Genomic DNA, 15,347 nt, shown 5'->3' on the forward strand with positions numbered 1-15,347 from the left:
ATCAAATAAACGGGAGCTTTAGGGTAGGGGAAATCTGTGACATTTTTGTTTCACTTTAATGAATTGCTGTCACAAATCAGTAAAAACGTGATCCCGCTCGGCTTTGCTGACTTCAGTTAAGTACCTGATTCGCAGAATGAATGAAGCCTGAGGAGAGATTATGCTGCAGAATTTTGTACCCTGAACAGTAAGGTGAGGGCCTGTCGCAGTGGTGACGAATAGCCGCGTCTGGCGCGGTAATGACGCGGTCATTTTCCATCTCTATCCTTCCTGTGGTGGCTGTATTATGAAGCCCATCACACATCGATAGCCGCTTCGTTTAACCGGGGTAAAGCGTGGGCGTAACATGCTGGTGGCTGACGAAGAGGCTAAGGAGCGAACGATGCAAAAACTGGCTGGCATAATATTACTGGGTTGCATGAGCGTAGGCGCTGCACAGGCAGCAGATCTCAGCTTCCAGAATGCGCAGGGCAATATTGAAGTGGTGCCCGGCAAACCCACCTTTGTGCATAAACTGCACTACCGCAAACTCTATGATGAAAAGCCGTTCCCGGATGCGGTGATTTATTACTACAGCAACGGGGTGTATAAAATCCTGTCGCAGGGCGAAAATCATTATGGCCTCTACGTGATGCAGGGCAGCGTTGAGGACCAGAGTTACACCATCCGCTATATTTCAACGCCGTCAAAAGACTGGGGTAACAAAACCGCCTTCCATCAGCTCACCTTTGTGAATGGCGCGCAGGCAAAGGTGTTTATTCAAAACGCGATTACCGATACCGGTGAGCAGATCGCCCAGCAAAACGGCGAGTTTTTACTGCAGGATCACGATCCCGCAAACGCGGCGGCAGACCGCTGGGATGATGAATTGAAAATCCAGCGCTGACGGTTAAAGCCTTCCCTCGGCGCCGCAACCGCTACGGATCGGGTTGCGGCGCCCGATGTGCCAGCGTTAGCAAAGATTTTCCCTATCCCAGCGAGAATTGTTTCCGGCTGGCAACGCGGCCAAATCTCGATAATTATCAGGGCATGACTAAATATCGTGTAAGAGTGGGTTTTCACAACCCCTCAGCCCTGACCTTCAGGCAGCTGGATGAAATCCTGGAACCGCAACGCTTCTGGCGCAGCGACACGCGCAGCGGTACGTTTCGCTACTTCATGGAGTATGAGTATGAGTCGGAAGTGCGCGATATCTGTGAAGTGTGCGAGCTGGCTTATTCGCAGGCGTGTAAGGTGAAGAAATGCCCGCTGATTCTGGTGCAACCCTGCGAGACGGAAGTTCCGCTAACGTTTAACCCGTAGACGCGTGGCAGTCCGCGCGCTGAAAACCACCGCGCTCGGGGCGCGCCGGGTTTTACCCTCGCAAAATGCAGACAATAAAAAAGCAGCCGTAAAAGGCTGCTTTTCTTTGGGATTTTGGTCGGCACGAGAGGATTTGAACCTCCGACCCCTGACACCCCATGACAGTGCGCTACCAGGCTGCGCTACGTGCCGAACGTGGAGGGTTATACTACTGGTTCCGTTGGCGATTGCAATATGCCGGCAGCTTAACTGCCTCATAATTAATCAGTTTGCCGTGAACCGTTTCTCTTCCGTCAGCACCTGCAACAGCAGGGCCAGCTGAGGTTTATGATCTTTCAGCTCTTTGCCCTGGGCATCGTACGCGCTGTAGTTACCGTTGTTGCTGAGCACCAGCGTCACCGTTGGCGTGGTCACCACCAGTTTGCCATCTTCACTGCTGGCGACCCAGTTATGGCTGCGCTGCGCGGCAAACAGATCTTCACCCTGTGAATAGTTAACCGGACTGGTGCGCACGTGCAGCAGGCGCTGCATCAGCGTGGTCATCACATCCTGCTGATCGGTCAGGCGATCGATGCTCTGCGCCGGGGTATTCGGCCAGTGCACCACCAGCGGTACCTGCAGCGTCGCGCGGTTGCCCGGATTATCGCTGTTGTCGAAGGTGATGGCGCGCTGCGCCGTGATCACCACCACGGTATTCTTCAGCGCATCATTCTGCTGCAGCGTATGCAGCACCGTCGCGATTTGTTCATCCACGCCTGTCGCCTGGCGCATATAGCTGCGCTGGCGCGCTTTGGTGCTGTCGCCGGTTACCGTCACGCCGTTGAGCGCAATCCATGAGAACCAGGGCGCGCCGCCTTTCTGACCATTGAGCCAGTTCTGCCACTGCGTCACCGTGGTGCTGTTAGGCTGGGTATCAGCCTGCGGCAGGCTGTAATCCGCCAGCAGCGCCTGACGGTACAGCGGCTGGCTAAAGCCATCGGAAGAGAACAGGCCGAACTGATAACCCTGGCTGTTCAGCGCGCCGAGCAGGGCAGAGGGCATGCGCGCCGCCAGCACGCCGTCCATGTAGCTGGAGGAGATACCGTAGAACAGGCCGAACAGGCCTTTTTCCGGTTGCAGTCCGGCGCTGTAATGCTGGGTAAAGCGCACGTTTTCACTGGCGAACTGATTAAGCGACGGCAGCGCTTTATCCACCGTGGCATTGTTCAGACCGTCCACCGTCAGAATCAGCAGGTTGTGGCGCGTTCCGCCATCGCGGAACGTAATATCGCTGAGCGGATACTGCACCGACAGCGCTTCCGGATCGCCCTGTTGCACCAGACGGCGCTGATACTCCTGCGCATCCAGCAGGCCGTGTCGCTCCAGAAAGCGCCGTGCGGTCATCGGATAGGAGAGCGGCAGGTTGGCACGCTGCATGGTGATCGGCCGGTAGAAGTTGGCGTCCGCCCAGATATACAGCAGATGACTGGCAAAGAAGGCGCTGATAAACAGCGCGGCCAGCGGCTTGCCAAACGAACGCCGGTTCAGGCTGCGCAGCTTTTGCCAGCTCCAGGTGGCAAACAGCATCTCAACGAGGAAAATCAGCGGTACGCTGATAAACATCAGCTGCCAGTCGCGCGCCATCTCGCTTTGATCGGGGTTGACCACCAGTTCCCACACCACCGGATTGAGGTGCAGATGGAAACGGTTGAACACCGCGCTGTCGACCATAATCAGCGTCAGCCCGGCCGTGGCGACCACGGCGGAGAGCACGCGCAGCAACCGCTGCGACATGGCGACAAAGGTCAGCGGGAAGATAATCAGCAGATAAGCGGCAAACACGATAAAGCTGAAATGGCCAATCCAGCTGGTAAACGCATAAATACGGCCGGCGAGGGAAGAGGGCCAGTCGGCGACCAACAGGTAGCGGCTGCCTAAAATAAGCGCAAACAGAATATTAAACAGGGCAAACCAGTGCCCCCAGCTGATCATCTGGGAGACTTTTTCACGGTAGCGCTGCCGGTTGGTTACCATATTTATGAGGTCAAATCTGCAATTTAGTGGGCGTTGTCATCGCGCACGGAAGACTGCAGCGCTTCCGCAAACGAGCGGGCGAGGCTGCGGCGCTGGGCCGGTGCGATGTCGGTGTTGATCAAATTGGTCACCATGTTCCCCAACACCATCAGGGAAAGATCGGTTGGCGCTTTGTCTTTTTCAAGAACCTGCGCCAGCTGCGCGAGAAGCTGTTCGACGCGCGCGTCGCTGTAACGGGATGATTGTGGCATATCGTCGACTAATCAAGTGTGAAAACGCGGTATATTACCGTAACAACGCACTTTTTTCCGCAATTTTATCGCAAGCAGAACGATCAGTTTGTGCGCGCAGTTGAAAGCGGCTGCGGGCGGTGTTTGAATACGCGCCTGAGCCAAAAGGAGAGTCTACCATGAGTCTGGATATCGACCAGATTGCCCTGCATCAGTTAGTCAAACGTGATGAAAACCAGCTGGAACTGGTGCTGCGCGATACCCTGTTACCTGCCACGCAGGCGGTGGAGGAGATGGCGGAAGAGTTACACCGCGTCTATAGCGCCAAAAGCAAGGCTTACGGCCTGTTTAATGAAGACAGCGAGCTGGCGGAAGCGCTGCGCAACTGCCGCAAAGGGCAGGATGACTTCCTGGCGTTCAGCCGTGCGGCTACCGGACGCCTGCGCGACGAGCTGAGCAAATACCCGTTCGCCGAAGGCGGCGTGGTGCTGTTTCTGCACTATCGCTATCTGGCGGTGGAGTATCTGCTGGTGGCGGTGCTGAACAGCCAGTCGAGCATGCGCGTTAACGAGCAGCTCGACATCAGCAGCACGCACTATCTGGACATCAACCATGCCGATATCGTGGCGCGTATCGATCTCACCGAGTGGGAAACCAACCCGGAATCCACGCGCTACCTGACCTTCCTGCGCGGACGCGTGGGGCGTAAAGTGGCCGATTTCTTCATGGATTTCCTCGGCGCCAGCGTCGGTCTGGACACCAAAGCACAGAACCGCGGGCTGCTGCAGGCGATAGATGATTACTGTGCCGAGTCCAGCCTGGATAAAAATGAGCGCCAGAACTATCGCCAACAGGTCTACAGCTACTGCAATGAACAGCTGCAGGCGGGCGAGGAGATTGCGCTGGAAGATCTCTCCAGCGAGCTGCCGCCACTGGGCGAAAAAACCTTTCAGGCGTTTACTCAGGAGCAGGGTTATGAGCTGGAAGAGCATTTCCCGGCCGACCGCAGCACCCTGCGTCAGCTGACGAAATTTGCCGGTAGCGGCGGGGGATTAACGCTTAAATTTGATGCCATGCTGCTGGGCGAGCGCATTTTCTGGGATCCGGCCACCGATACGCTGACCATCAAAGGCACGCCGCCGAATCTGCGCGATCAGCTGCAGCGTCGTACCGGCGGTCAGTGATCGCCCGATTTGCGCCATAAAAAAACGCCGCAGATGCGGCGTTTTTTCGTCAACCCGTTAGCGATTAAGCGCGAACGAAGTCGATGTGGTGCAGTTTTGGCTTGAACGGGTGACGCTGAACAGCCTGAACTTTAACTTTGGTTTCTTTACCGTCAACAACCAGAGTCAGCACGTCGCTGTAGAACTCAGGCTTAGCCTGCATGTTCATCACAGAGTCGTGGTCCAGTTCGATAGAAACCGCAGCGTCTTTACCGCCATAGATGATGGCCGGGAATTTGTTCGCTGCGCGCAGGCGGCGGCTCGCACCCTTACCCTGCTCTTTACGTACTTCTGCATTAATAGTGAACATCTTAAGATCTCTTCTTTAGTTCCTGCTACAGGCGACCCAGCAACAGGACGGTTATTCAATACGCTTTTACGGATGCAAAAGCGGGCGGCATTATAGCCGGATTGCCACAGCGGGGCAAATGATTCCGCCGCTTAGCGCAGCTCGTTGGCGCGGCGATAGCGTCCCTGATAATCGAACATTTTTTCCCGCACCTGCCAGAAGTGGCCTTTGGCGCGCGCCACCACAAAATCGGGATGGCGCAGCAGCGGCTGCAGCGCCACCACATCGGCGGCGGTCTGCCAACCGAGCTCCACGCCGGGCGCACGCTGATGTGGCCGCATAAACAGCTGCTCAAAGGCGGTGCGCTGCGCCGGGGTGCGCAGGCGAAAGCGCTCGCTGACGCTGGTGCCATCCTCATCAAAATAGGTGGCTTGCAGCCACTCGCCTTTATCATCGCGTCCGTGCGCCAGCGTCATACCACTGCAGCGCAGTACGCGCGCGTCTTTCAGCTTCAGCGCCGCTTTCAGCATATCATCGGGGTCGACCAGCACCTTGTCGCACTGCTGGCAGCGGCGTGCGGCGATATCATTTTCTGCACCGCAGTCCGGGCAGCTTTTAAAGCGGAAACGGTAGTCGCACTGCGCGCGATTGCCCTCGTCATCGTCGATCACGCCCTGACAGCGGCGGCCAAAGTGCTCGATGACGTGGCCATCTTCGGTCGCCTTGCCCCAGAAGGTATTCGCAAAGCCGCAGGCCGGACAAAACACCTGCACCGGCTGGTTATCGCTGGCACCTTTCGGTGCGCCGACTTCGGGCGTAAAGAGATCGTGCGGGTTTCCGGCGTAATCAAGGATCAGGCAGTCGGTTTTGCCCGGTGCCAGCCGCAACCCGCGACCGACAATTTGCTGATACAGGCTGACCGATTCGGTCGGGCGCAGAATGGCGATCAAATCGACGTGCGGCGCGTCGAAGCCGGTGGTCAGCACCGCTACGTTAACCAGAAACTTAAGCTGCTGCGCTTTGAACTGCTGAATCAGCCGGTCACGCTCTTTCACCGGGGTTTCCGCCGACACCAGCGCACTGTTTTCCGGCAGCAGGCTGAGAATTTCCCGCGCGTGTTCAACGGTTGCGGCAAACACCATCACGCCGCGGCGCGTCTCAGCGAACTCGATGATCTGTCGCATGATCTGCGGCGTGACGCGCTGCTGCTGTTTCAGTTCACGGTTAAGATCGGCCTCACTGAACAGGCCATTATTCTGCGGGATCAGCCGACTGAAATCGTACTGCACCACCGGCATATCCAGCCGCTCAGGTGGCACCAGAAAGCCATGTTTGATCATATAGCGCAGCGGCAATTCGTAGATGCAGTCGCGGAACAGCGCATTATCATCGCCGCGCACCATGCCGTGATAGTGGTACTGGTAAATCCAGCCTTTGCCCAGGCGGAATGGCGTGGCGGTCAGCCCCAGCAGACGCAGCTGCGGATTGTACTGGCGCAGATGGGCAAACAGCTGCTGATACTGGCTCTCCTCGTTGTCGCTGATGCGATGGCACTCATCGACGATCACCAGCGAAAAGGCGCTGTCAAAACTGGCCAGATTGCGCGCCACCGATTGCACGCTGCCGAATACCACTTTACCGTCGCTCTGCTTGCGCTGCAGGCCCGCGGCGAAGATGTCCGCCTGCAGGCCATACGCCTGATATTTACTGTGGTTCTGCTCCACCAGTTCTTTGACGTGAGCCAGCACCAGCACGCGACCGCGCGCCAGCCGCGCCAGTTCGGCGATCACCAGGCTTTTGCCGGCGCCGGTCGGCAGCACAATCACCGCTGGCGTGGCGTGGCGGCGAAAATGGGCAACGGTGGCATCAACGGCTTCTTGCTGATAGGGGCGCAGGGTAAACGACATGGGAACCGGCTTTTTCTGGAACGGACGCGCATTATGCCATGAAAGTGGCTGAAACGCAGGATCGGCACTATTAGCAGGCGAAGGTTCAGGCTATACTGCCCACACTTTTTCAACGGTTAACCCTGCGCTCAATTATGCCGTGGCCGCCGCGCTACGCTGTAAATGATTTACCGGGCAAACGCCGTTTCAGTTCCCCTCCGCAGTAACAGGCAAAAAAGCGAATTCATGCGACTCGACAAATTCATATCTCAGCAACTGGAAGTTAGCCGTGCCATCGCCGGCCGTGAAATACGTGGCAGAAAGATCACCATCAATGGCGAAGTGGTGCGCGACACCGCGTATAAAGTCCTGCCGGACGATGCCGTAGAGTACGACGGCAATCCGCTGACGGTGCAGCAGGGCCCGCGCTATTTCATGCTGAATAAACCGCAGGGCTATGTCTGCTCCACCGACGATCCGGATCATCCCACCATTCTCTATTTCATTGAGGAGCCGGCGGCGTTCAAACTGCACGCGGCAGGGCGGCTGGATATTGATACCACCGGGCTGGTGCTGCTGACCGATGATGGTCAGTGGTCGCATCGCATTACCTCTCCGCGCCATCACCTGGAGAAAACCTACCTGGTGGAACTGGAGCAGCCGCTTGATGCGGGGCTGATCGAAAAATTTGCTGCCGGCATTCAGCTGCACAACGAGAAAGATCTGACCAAACCGGCGCAGCTGGAAATCCTCGATGAGAAAGCCGCGCGCCTCACCCTCAGTGAAGGGCGCTATCACCAGGTGAAACGTATGTTTGCGGCGATGGGCAACCACGTCACGGCGCTGCATCGCGAAAGCATCGGTGAGATTGTGCTGGATGACGAGCTCGGTGAAGGCGAATACCGTGAACTGACCGAGGCGGAAATCAACAGCATCGGCCTGCCGGACGAACTGAAACAGCGCAAATAGCGGGAGACAGTGGTGCGTAAGGAAAAAAATTCACCGGTGGGATTAGTGGTGATTCTGGGATTGCTGGCGATGCTGATGCCGCTCTCCATTGATATGTATCTGCCGGCAATGCCGCAAATCGCCCGTGAATTCGCGGTGTCGGCCGGCAGCGTACAGATGACGCTGAATCTCTACATCCTCGGCTTCGCCATTGGTCAGCTGGTGTATGGCCCGCTGGCCGACAGCTACGGACGTAAACCGGTGATTGTGCTTGGCACGCTGATTTTCGCCTGCGCGGCGGCAGCCTGTGCGCTGTCGCAATCCATTGACCAGCTGATTCTGATGCGTTTCCTGCACGGGCTCTCCGCCGCCGCGGCCAGCGTGGTGATTAACGCCCTGATGCGCGACAGTTATTCGAAAGAAGATTTCTCGCGCATGATGTCGTTTGTCATGCTGATCACCACCATTGCGCCGCTGCTGGCCCCGATCATCGGCGGCTGGCTGCTGCTGCTGTGGAACTGGCACGCCATCTTCTGGACGCTGGCATTGGCCGCACTGATTACCACCGTGCTGGTGGTAACGCAGATCCGCGAAACGCTTAAGCCCGAGCAGCGGCAGCGTTTTCACCTGCGCACCACGCTGAGCAATTTTGTCGCGCTGGTGCGGCACAAACGCGCCTTCAGCTATATGCTGGCAAGCGGCTTCTCGTTTGCCGGGCTGTTTACCTTTCTTAACGCCGGGCCGTTTGTTTACATTGAAGTGAACCATGTGTCGCCGCAGAATTTCGGCTACTACTTTGGCCTCAACGTGGTGTTTCTGTTTGTCATGACGCTGATTAACAGCCGCGCGGTGCGCCGTTTCGGACCGCTGGCGATGTTCCGCCTCGGTCTGCTGATTCAGTTTGCCATGGGCATCTGGCTGCTGATTGTCAGCGCGCTTAACCTCGGTTTCCTGCCGCTGGTGTTTGGCGTGGCAATGTTTATTGGCTGCGTATCGACCGTCTCCTCCAATGCGATGGCGGTGATCCTTGACGAATTTCCCCATATGGCCGGCACCGCATCCTCGCTGGCCGGTACGCTGCGCTTTGGCGTCGGTGCGCTGGTTGGCGCGCTACTGTCGCTGGTCAGCGTCAACAGCGCCTGGCCGATGGTCGCCACCATCGCGCTGTGCGCTACCGTCTCAATCGTACTGTTCAGCTACGCCGCCCGTCCGCGCCACACCGCGTGATGGCGGCGGGTCGATCCTTAGCCCGCTGTTATTTCACCTACTGATTTGCCCCTCTCCGCGCTCTCGCTCTGCTTAATGTTTCCATATTGTGAAAATTAATTGATAAAAAAGTAACGGCATTGCGTCTAAAATGATTGTTAAGCGCCGCGTAACGCGGTAAACATAGGCATAAATGCGAGAAAGCTCGCAAATAATAAAGTTGCATCACGCTTTGTGCTTAAAACGAGAAGGCTATCCTTGACGTCCGTATGCTGAGCTTGCCAGGTGGGGATTCACCGCGATGAAGCCGTCCGTTGTGAATAACGTTACTGTCTCTGGGAACCGAAACACTATGCTGCAACTCTCGGTTGTGCATCGTTTACCACAACTATACCGCTGGTCGCTGGAACATGCCGGCGCCATTGAACGCCAGGAAGCAGCGAACGGCGCGCATGACGGGGATCTGGTCGCGCTGCGCCTGCTGAGCCATGATGGCCATCCTGCGCTGGAGATCCTGCAGCAGCTACAGGAAACGCTGGCGCAGATTCAGGTCGAGTGCAAAATTGCCGAATGTGAAGGGCAGCCGTGTTTACTGATTCAGCGCGGCGACGAGAGCGCCACTAACTGCTGTCTGAAAAATCAGGGCGTGGCGATCGCCGAAACCTTTGACGGTCACTGAGGCCCGATCTCGCCCTGCGCGGAGGCCAGCAGCTGACGCGTATACTCTGCTGCGGGCGCGTTGAACAGCGCTTCGCATTCACCCTGTTCCACCACTTCACCCTGGCGCAACACCACCAACTGATGACACAGCGCGCGCACCACCTGCAAATCGTGACTGATAAACAGATACGCCAGTTGATGCTGCTGCTGTAAACGGCGCAGCAGGGTGAGGATCTGCTTTTGCACCGAGCGGTCCAGCGACGAGGTGGGTTCATCCAGCACGATCAGCTGCGGCTGCAGGATCAGCGCGCGGGCAATGGCGATGCGCTGGCGCTGACCGCCAGAGAATTCCGCCGGGTAGCGGCTGCGGCTCGCTGCCTCCAGGCCAACCTCTTCCATCACCGCAATGACTCTGGCTTCCTGTTCGGCAGCGCTGAGCTGCGGCTGGTGCACCGCCAGCCCTTCGGCAATCACCTGCTGTACCGTCATGCGCGGATTGAGTGAAGAGTTGGGATCCTGAAACACCACCTGAATGCGCTGGCGCAGCGGCAGTAGCTGCTTCGCGCTCAGCCGATGCAGCGGCTGGCCGTCGAACCAGATCTCGCCGCGCGCAGCAATCAGGCGCAGCAGCGTCAGGCCGGTGGTGCTTTTGCCTGACCCGGATTCGCCGACTAACCCGAGGCTTTCGCCGCGCCGCAGGGTAAAACTGAGATTGTGTAGCGCGGTTTTTTCCGCCACGGTGCGCTTCAGCAGTCCACGGCGAATCGGGAAACCCACCTGCAAATTATTCACCTGCAACAGCGGCGGCGCGTCGTTCAGCGGCACCGGTGCGCCGTCCGGCTCGGCGGCCAGCAGCTCACGGGTATAAGGCTGCTGTGGCTGGCGAAACAGTGCGTCACAGCGGTTGTGTTCCACCTCGCGCCCGTTGCGCATCACCGTCACGCTGTGGGCCAGCTGACGCACAATGTTCAGGTTATGGGTAATGAACAGCATGCCCATGTTCAGTTCGCGCTGCAGTTCGCGCAGCAGCTGTAAAATCTGTGCCTGTACCGTGACATCCAGCGCCGTGGTGGGCTCATCGGCAATCAGCAGTTTGGGCTGCGTCAGCAAGGCCATGGCGATCATCACGCGCTGGCGCTCGCCGCCGGACAGCTGGTGCGGAAAATCCTGCAGGCGCGTCGCGGCCTGGCGAATGCCTACGCGATCGAGGCAGCTGAGAATTTCAGCGCGCGCCGCTTCACGCCGCATGCCACGGTGCAGCGACAGCACTTCATACAGCTGCTTTTCCACGCTGTGCAGCGGATTGAGTGACACCATCGGCTCCTGAAAAATCATCGCCATCTGGTTGCCGCGCAGCCCGCGCATCTCACGTTCGCTGGCCTGTAACACATCGCGCCCGTCAAACAGGATCTCGCCCTGCGGATAACTCACCGGCGGCTGCGGCAGCAGACGCATAATCGACAGCGCCGTCACGCTCTTGCCCGATCCCGATTCGCCCACCAGCGCCAGCGTTTCGCCGGCGTCGATGCGCAGCGAGATATCTTCCACCACGCGGCGCGGCCCGAACGCCACCGCCAGATGATTCACCGTTAACAAACTCATTTAGCGCCCCCGGCTCGGATCAAAGGCATCGCGTACCGCTTCGCCGATAAAAATCAGCAGCGACAGCAGCAGGGCGAGGGCGAAGAAGCCGGAAAGGCCAAGCCACGGTGCCTGTAAATTGTTTTTTCCCTGCAGCAGCAGTTCGCCCAGCGACGGCGAGCCCACCGGCAGGCCGAAGCCGAGAAAATCCAGCGAGGTTAACGTAGTGATCGAACCGCACAGGATAAACGGCAGAAAGGTGAGCGTGGCAACCATGGCGTTGGGCAACATGTGGCGCAGCATGATGCGGCTATCGCTCACGCCCAGCGCGCGTGCGGCGCGGATATAGTCAAAGTTACGCGTACGCAGGAACTCAGCGCGCACGACGCTCACCAGGCTCATCCAGCCGAAAATCACCGTCAGCAGTAACAGCCACCAGAAATTGGGCTGAATCACGCTGGAGAGCAGAATCAGCATGAACAGCGTCGGCATGCCGGACCACACTTCAATCAATCGCTGGCCGATCAGGTCAACGCGGCCGCCAAAGTAGCCCTGCAGGGCACCCACCACAATGCCAATCACGCTGGAGAACAGCGTTAACAGCAAACCGAACAGCAGCGAGATGCGCGTGCCGTACAGCAGACGCGCCAGTACATCGCCACCGTTAGCATCGGTACCCAGCCAGTTTTGCGCGGACGGCGGTGACGGGAAGGGCACGTCGGTGGCGAAATGAATGGTGCTGTCGCTGAAGCGGATGGGATCCCATAGCGCCCAGCCCTGCTGATCAATACGTTGTTTCAGCCACGGATCCTGATAATCCGCCGCCGTGGCAAACTGGCCGCCAAAATCGCTCTCGCTGTAATTAAACAGCAGCGGTGCGTACCAGCGCTGCTGATAGTGCACCAGCAACGGTTTGTCATTGGCTAATAATTCCGCGCCCAGCGACAGCATAAAGATGAGCAGAAACAGCCACAGCGACCAGTAGCCGCGCCGGTTGTGACGAAAGCGCTGCCAGCGCTGCTGGTTAACGGGAGATAAACGCATCAGCGGCCCTCAAAATCAATGCGTGGATCGACCAGCGTATAGGTCAGATCGCTGAGAATATTCATCAGCAGGCCAATCAGCGTAAAGATATACAGCGTGCCGAACATCACCGGATAGTCGCGCTGAATGGTGGCATCATAGCCGAGCAGCCCCATGCCGTTAAGTGAGAACATCACCTCAATCAGCACCGAGCTGGTGAAAAACATACTGATAAAGGTGGCGGGAAACCCGGCGATCACCAGCAGCATGGCGTTGCGAAACACGTGGCCGTACAGGATGCGCTTCTCATCCAGACCCTTGGCGCGCGCCGTGACGACGTACTGTTTGCGCACCTCATCAAGGAACGAATTTTTCGTCAGCATGGTCAGGGTGGCAAAGCCGCCAATTACCGTAGCCAGCACCGGCAGGGTGATATGCCACAGGTAATCGCTGATTTTGCTGTACCACGGCAGCGTGTCAAACTGCGGCGAAGTGAGGCCGCGGAGCGGAAACCAGTCGAGATAGCTGCCGCCGGCAAACAGCACAATCAGCATGATGGCAAACAAAAACGCCGGAATAGAGTAGCCGATGATAATAAAGATGCTGCTCCAGATATCAAACGCACTGCCGTTGCGCACCGCTTTTTTGATGCCCAGCGGAATCGACACCAGATAGATGATCAGCGTGCTCCACAACCCGAGGCTGATCGACACCGGCAGGCTCTCTTTAATCAGCTGCAGCACCGAGGCGTTACGAAACAGGCTGTCGCCAAAGTCAAAACGCAGGTAATTCCACAGCATTTCGCCATAGCGCTGCAGCAGTGGCTTATCGAAGCCGTAGCGATGAGTTATTTCTGCCACCACTTCCGGATCCAGCCCGCGCGCGCCGCGGTACTGGCTGTCGCCGGGATTGTCGCGCACCAGCGCACCGCTATCACTGCCGCCGCTGCCAGGCAGACCGGTACTATGACCAAACTGGATGTTGGCCAGCGCCTGATCGACCGGACCGCCCGGCGCAATCTGTACGATAAAGAAATTCAGGGTGATGATGGCCCACAGCGTGGGAATAATCAGCAACAGCCTGCGCAGGAAATAAGCACCCAAACCGCTCTCCTCAGCGTCGATCGGCCGGTAAACGACCGGCTTTATTCACATCGTACCACCAGTTTTCCAGCCCGGTGGCAAACGCCGGTTTTATCTGCGGATGGGAAAACTTGTCCCACCAGGCCAGCCGCTGCTCGGCGTTGTACCACATCGGAATCATGTAGGCGTTCCACAGCAGCAGGCGATCCAGCGCCTGACCGAGCGGCAGCAGCGCTTTTTCATCGCCCTGATGCGCCACGATCTGCTGCACGAAATGGTCGACCAGCGGATCTTTTACCCGCGCGGTGTTCCACGAGGAGCTGATGTAATCCGACTGCCAGACATACTGCAGGCTGGTGGAGGGCCACGGCATCGCCTGATAAAGCGACGGAATCATGTCGTAATCGCCTTCGCGCAGCCGGCGCAGATATTGCGAACTGTCCACCTGGCGTAGCGTCATCGTAATGCCAAGCCGTGCCAGGCTGTGCTGGAACGGCAGCGCCCAGTCGTTCAGAGAACCGCTGCGCAGCAACAGTTCAAACTGAAACGGCTGGCCGGTTTTCACGTTCACCAGCTGCTGATTTTTGATCTGCCAGCCGGCCTGCTTCAGCAGCGCCATCGCCCGCAGCAAATTGTTGCGGTCAAAGCCGCTGCCGTCAGAGTGCGGCGGCGCGTAGGCGTTGTTAAAGACTTCGGCAGGCAGCTGCGCCTTGTAGGGCGCGAGCAGAACCAGCTGATCGGCGTCAGGATAGCCTTTGGCGGCGTAAGCGGTGTTCTGGAAGTAGCTGTCGGTTCGCTTGTAAGCGCCGTAGAACAGCGCTTTGTTCATCCACTCAAAATCAAACGCCAGCGTCAGCGCCTCGCGCACGCGGCGGTCGGCAAACAATGCTTTCTCGTTATTGAACGCCAGCCAGCGCGTGTCGGTGGCGACGTCATTCGGCGTGGTGGCTTTCACAATGGCGTGGCTGGTGAAATTGCGCCCGCGATATTGTGTGGCCCATTTCTTCGCCGAACTCTCCTCGCGCAGGTCATAGGCACCGGCCTTAAACGCTTCAAAAGCCACGTTGTCATCGAGATAGTAGTCGTAGCGCAGGGTATCAAAATTAAAGCGACCGCGGTTCACCGGCAGATCGGCCGCCCAGTAGTTCTTCACCCGGCCATACTGGATGAACTGGCCGGATTTGTACGAGGTGACGCGGTAAGGCCCGCTGGCGAGCGGCGGATAGCCAATCGGCTCATTGAATTTTTTGTTCTGCCAGAATTTTTCCGGCAGTACCGGCAGCGTGATCCAGCTCAGCACCAGGTCTTTATCTGGTTTGGGCATCTCAATGCGCACCGTCAGCCGGTTCAGCGCTTTCACCTGCACGCCACGAAACGCCACGCGAAACTGCGGCACGCCTTCGGTCATGAATTTGCTGAAGGTGAAGGCGACATCCTGCGCGGTGATCGGCGTACCGTCCTGAAACTGCGCGTGCGGATTGATTGACACCTCCATCCAGTGATAATCGCTGGGATAGCGTGCTGATTCGGCGATCAGCGGATAGTAGCTGCCGGGCTCATCGTCTGAGGTGGTAAACAGGCCGTCGTACAGCGTGTCAGTGCCGATACCGGGATTGCCGCGCGACGCATAGCGGTTGAAGTTGTCGTAAGTGCCTACCACGGCGAGGGTGATCTTGCCGCCTTTTGGCGCCGCCGGATTGGCGTAATCATAATGGCTGAAGTTGACCGCGTATTTCGGTTCGCCCAGCTTCGCAAAGGCATAGCTTTCATGAATAGTAACCGCGTGCACCGGCGCAATGGCGCTGCACATCAGTAGTGCTGTGGCAAGACGAAGCAGCATAAGTGGGGCGCTCTCCTGTGGTAATCCGCACTGTATGGTAGCAGTTTCATGCGCGGTACGTGAC

14 protein-coding genes and 1 tRNA gene are annotated in these 15,347 nt (G+C 57.8%); 6 read left to right on the forward strand and 9 right to left on the reverse strand.

Going from position 1 to position 15,347, the window contains the following annotated elements; all coding sequences use genetic code 11:
- Positions 1–382 precede the first annotated feature (382 nt).
- Positions 383–886 carry a hypothetical protein gene (locus tag E7738_RS01960; protein WP_394516037.1) on the forward strand — a complete coding sequence of 168 codons (504 nt, stop codon included), beginning with the start codon at positions 383–385 and terminating at the stop codon, positions 884–886.
- Between the two features lie 143 nt (positions 887–1,029).
- Positions 1,030–1,302, forward strand: coding sequence for a hypothetical protein (locus E7738_RS01965; RefSeq protein ID WP_058780313.1), 273 nt, complete (start codon positions 1,030–1,032; stop codon positions 1,300–1,302).
- A 115-nt stretch (positions 1,303–1,417) separates the two neighbouring features.
- On the opposite strand, the gene E7738_RS01970 is transcribed toward E7738_RS01965, so the two are convergent.
- From E7738_RS01970 to E7738_RS01980, 3 genes are all read right to left on the reverse strand, one after another.
- Positions 1,418–1,494, reverse strand: a tRNA-Pro gene (locus E7738_RS01970).
- Positions 1,495–1,566: 72 nt separating this feature from the next.
- Positions 1,567–3,315: an LPS biosynthesis-modulating metalloenzyme YejM gene (gene yejM, locus E7738_RS01975; protein WP_150361319.1), complete on the reverse strand. Its 1,749-nt coding sequence runs from the start codon at positions 3,313–3,315 to the stop codon at positions 1,567–1,569.
- Positions 3,316–3,338: 23 nt separating this feature from the next.
- Entirely contained in the window at positions 3,339–3,566 is a 228-nt protein-coding gene (locus tag E7738_RS01980; RefSeq protein WP_021509249.1) for a YejL family protein, read from the reverse strand.
- 158 nt (positions 3,567–3,724) lie between these two features.
- On the opposite strand from E7738_RS01980, the gene yejK reads away from it, so the two are divergent.
- The gene (yejK, locus tag E7738_RS01985; protein WP_394516038.1) at positions 3,725–4,729 is read left to right on the forward strand and encodes a nucleoid-associated protein YejK; all 1,005 of its coding nucleotides are present in this window, start codon (positions 3,725–3,727) and stop codon (positions 4,727–4,729) included.
- 64 nt (positions 4,730–4,793) lie between these two features.
- Here the strand turns inward: yejK and rplY are convergent, their stop codons facing one another.
- Together rplY and E7738_RS01995 are read right to left on the reverse strand one after the other, a co-directional pair.
- A complete protein-coding gene (gene rplY, locus E7738_RS01990) occupies positions 4,794–5,078 on the reverse strand; it encodes a 50S ribosomal protein L25 (protein ID WP_058775794.1) in 285 nt (94 codons plus the stop codon).
- Positions 5,079–5,209: 131 nt separating this feature from the next.
- Entirely contained in the window at positions 5,210–6,964 is a 1,755-nt protein-coding gene (locus tag E7738_RS01995) for a DEAD/DEAH box helicase (protein ID WP_394516039.1), read from the reverse strand.
- Positions 6,965–7,189: 225 nt separating this feature from the next.
- Here E7738_RS01995 and rsuA point away from each other — a divergent pair, with 225 nt between their 5' ends.
- The 3 genes from rsuA (at position 7,190) to E7738_RS02010 (ending at position 9,776) form a co-directional block, all read left to right on the forward strand.
- A complete protein-coding gene (rsuA, locus tag E7738_RS02000; protein ID WP_088517030.1) occupies positions 7,190–7,912 on the forward strand; it encodes a 16S rRNA pseudouridine(516) synthase RsuA in 723 nt (240 codons plus the stop codon).
- A 12-nt stretch (positions 7,913–7,924) separates the two neighbouring features.
- Positions 7,925–9,118 carry a Bcr/CflA family multidrug efflux MFS transporter gene (locus E7738_RS02005; RefSeq protein ID WP_021509253.1) on the forward strand — a complete coding sequence of 398 codons (1,194 nt, stop codon included), beginning with the start codon at positions 7,925–7,927 and terminating at the stop codon, positions 9,116–9,118.
- Positions 9,119–9,449: 331 nt separating this feature from the next.
- A complete protein-coding gene (locus E7738_RS02010) occupies positions 9,450–9,776 on the forward strand; it encodes a YejG family protein (RefSeq protein WP_021509254.1) in 327 nt (108 codons plus the stop codon).
- Here the strand turns inward: E7738_RS02010 and yejF are convergent.
- Genes yejF through E7738_RS02030 form a run of 4 tightly spaced genes read right to left on the reverse strand, consistent with a single transcriptional unit; the run spans position 9,770 to position 15,283 of the window.
- Complete coding sequence (gene yejF / locus E7738_RS02015; protein WP_394516040.1) at positions 9,770–11,359, reverse strand: microcin C ABC transporter ATP-binding protein YejF; 1,590 nt, start codon at positions 11,357–11,359, stop codon at positions 9,770–9,772. The two genes, E7738_RS02010 and yejF, sit on opposite strands and share 7 nt — an antisense overlap.
- The gene (locus E7738_RS02020) at positions 11,360–12,382 is read right to left on the reverse strand and encodes an ABC transporter permease (RefSeq protein WP_394516041.1); all 1,023 of its coding nucleotides are present in this window, start codon (positions 12,380–12,382) and stop codon (positions 11,360–11,362) included.
- Entirely contained in the window at positions 12,382–13,464 is a 1,083-nt protein-coding gene (locus E7738_RS02025; RefSeq protein WP_394516042.1) for a microcin C ABC transporter permease YejB, read from the reverse strand. The genes E7738_RS02020 and E7738_RS02025 overlap by 1 nt, the downstream gene beginning before the upstream one ends.
- Positions 13,465–13,474: 10 nt before the next feature.
- Entirely contained in the window at positions 13,475–15,283 is a 1,809-nt protein-coding gene (locus E7738_RS02030) for an extracellular solute-binding protein (RefSeq protein ID WP_394516043.1), read from the reverse strand.
- Between the last annotated feature and the right edge of the window lie 64 nt (positions 15,284–15,347).

It is taken from the genome of Pantoea sp. SGAir0430 (assembly GCF_043549295.1).

Excerpts from the sequence above, each read along its gene's own strand:
- E7738_RS01960 (WP_394516037.1), top strand. The coding sequence starts at position 383 with ATGCAAAAACTGGCTGGCATAATATTACTGGGTTGCATGAGCGTAGGC.
- E7738_RS01965 (WP_058780313.1), top strand. The coding sequence starts at position 1,030 with ATGACTAAATATCGTGTAAGAGTGGGTTTTCACAACCCCTCAGCCCTG.
- yejM (WP_150361319.1), bottom strand. The coding sequence starts at position 3,315 with ATGGTAACCAACCGGCAGCGCTACCGTGAAAAAGTCTCCCAGATGATC.
- E7738_RS01980 (WP_021509249.1), bottom strand. The coding sequence starts at position 3,566 with ATGCCACAATCATCCCGTTACAGCGACGCGCGCGTCGAACAGCTTCTC.
- yejK (WP_394516038.1), top strand. The coding sequence starts at position 3,725 with ATGAGTCTGGATATCGACCAGATTGCCCTGCATCAGTTAGTCAAACGT.
- rplY (WP_058775794.1), bottom strand. The coding sequence starts at position 5,078 with ATGTTCACTATTAATGCAGAAGTACGTAAAGAGCAGGGTAAGGGTGCG.
- E7738_RS01995 (WP_394516039.1), bottom strand. The coding sequence starts at position 6,964 with ATGTCGTTTACCCTGCGCCCCTATCAGCAAGAAGCCGTTGATGCCACC.
- rsuA (WP_088517030.1), top strand. The coding sequence starts at position 7,190 with ATGCGACTCGACAAATTCATATCTCAGCAACTGGAAGTTAGCCGTGCC.
- E7738_RS02010 (WP_021509254.1), top strand. The coding sequence starts at position 9,450 with ATGCTGCAACTCTCGGTTGTGCATCGTTTACCACAACTATACCGCTGG.
- yejF (WP_394516040.1), bottom strand. The coding sequence starts at position 11,359 with ATGAGTTTGTTAACGGTGAATCATCTGGCGGTGGCGTTCGGGCCGCGC.
- E7738_RS02020 (WP_394516041.1), bottom strand. The coding sequence starts at position 12,382 with ATGCGTTTATCTCCCGTTAACCAGCAGCGCTGGCAGCGCTTTCGTCAC.
- E7738_RS02030 (WP_394516043.1), bottom strand. The coding sequence starts at position 15,283 with ATGCTGCTTCGTCTTGCCACAGCACTACTGATGTGCAGCGCCATTGCG.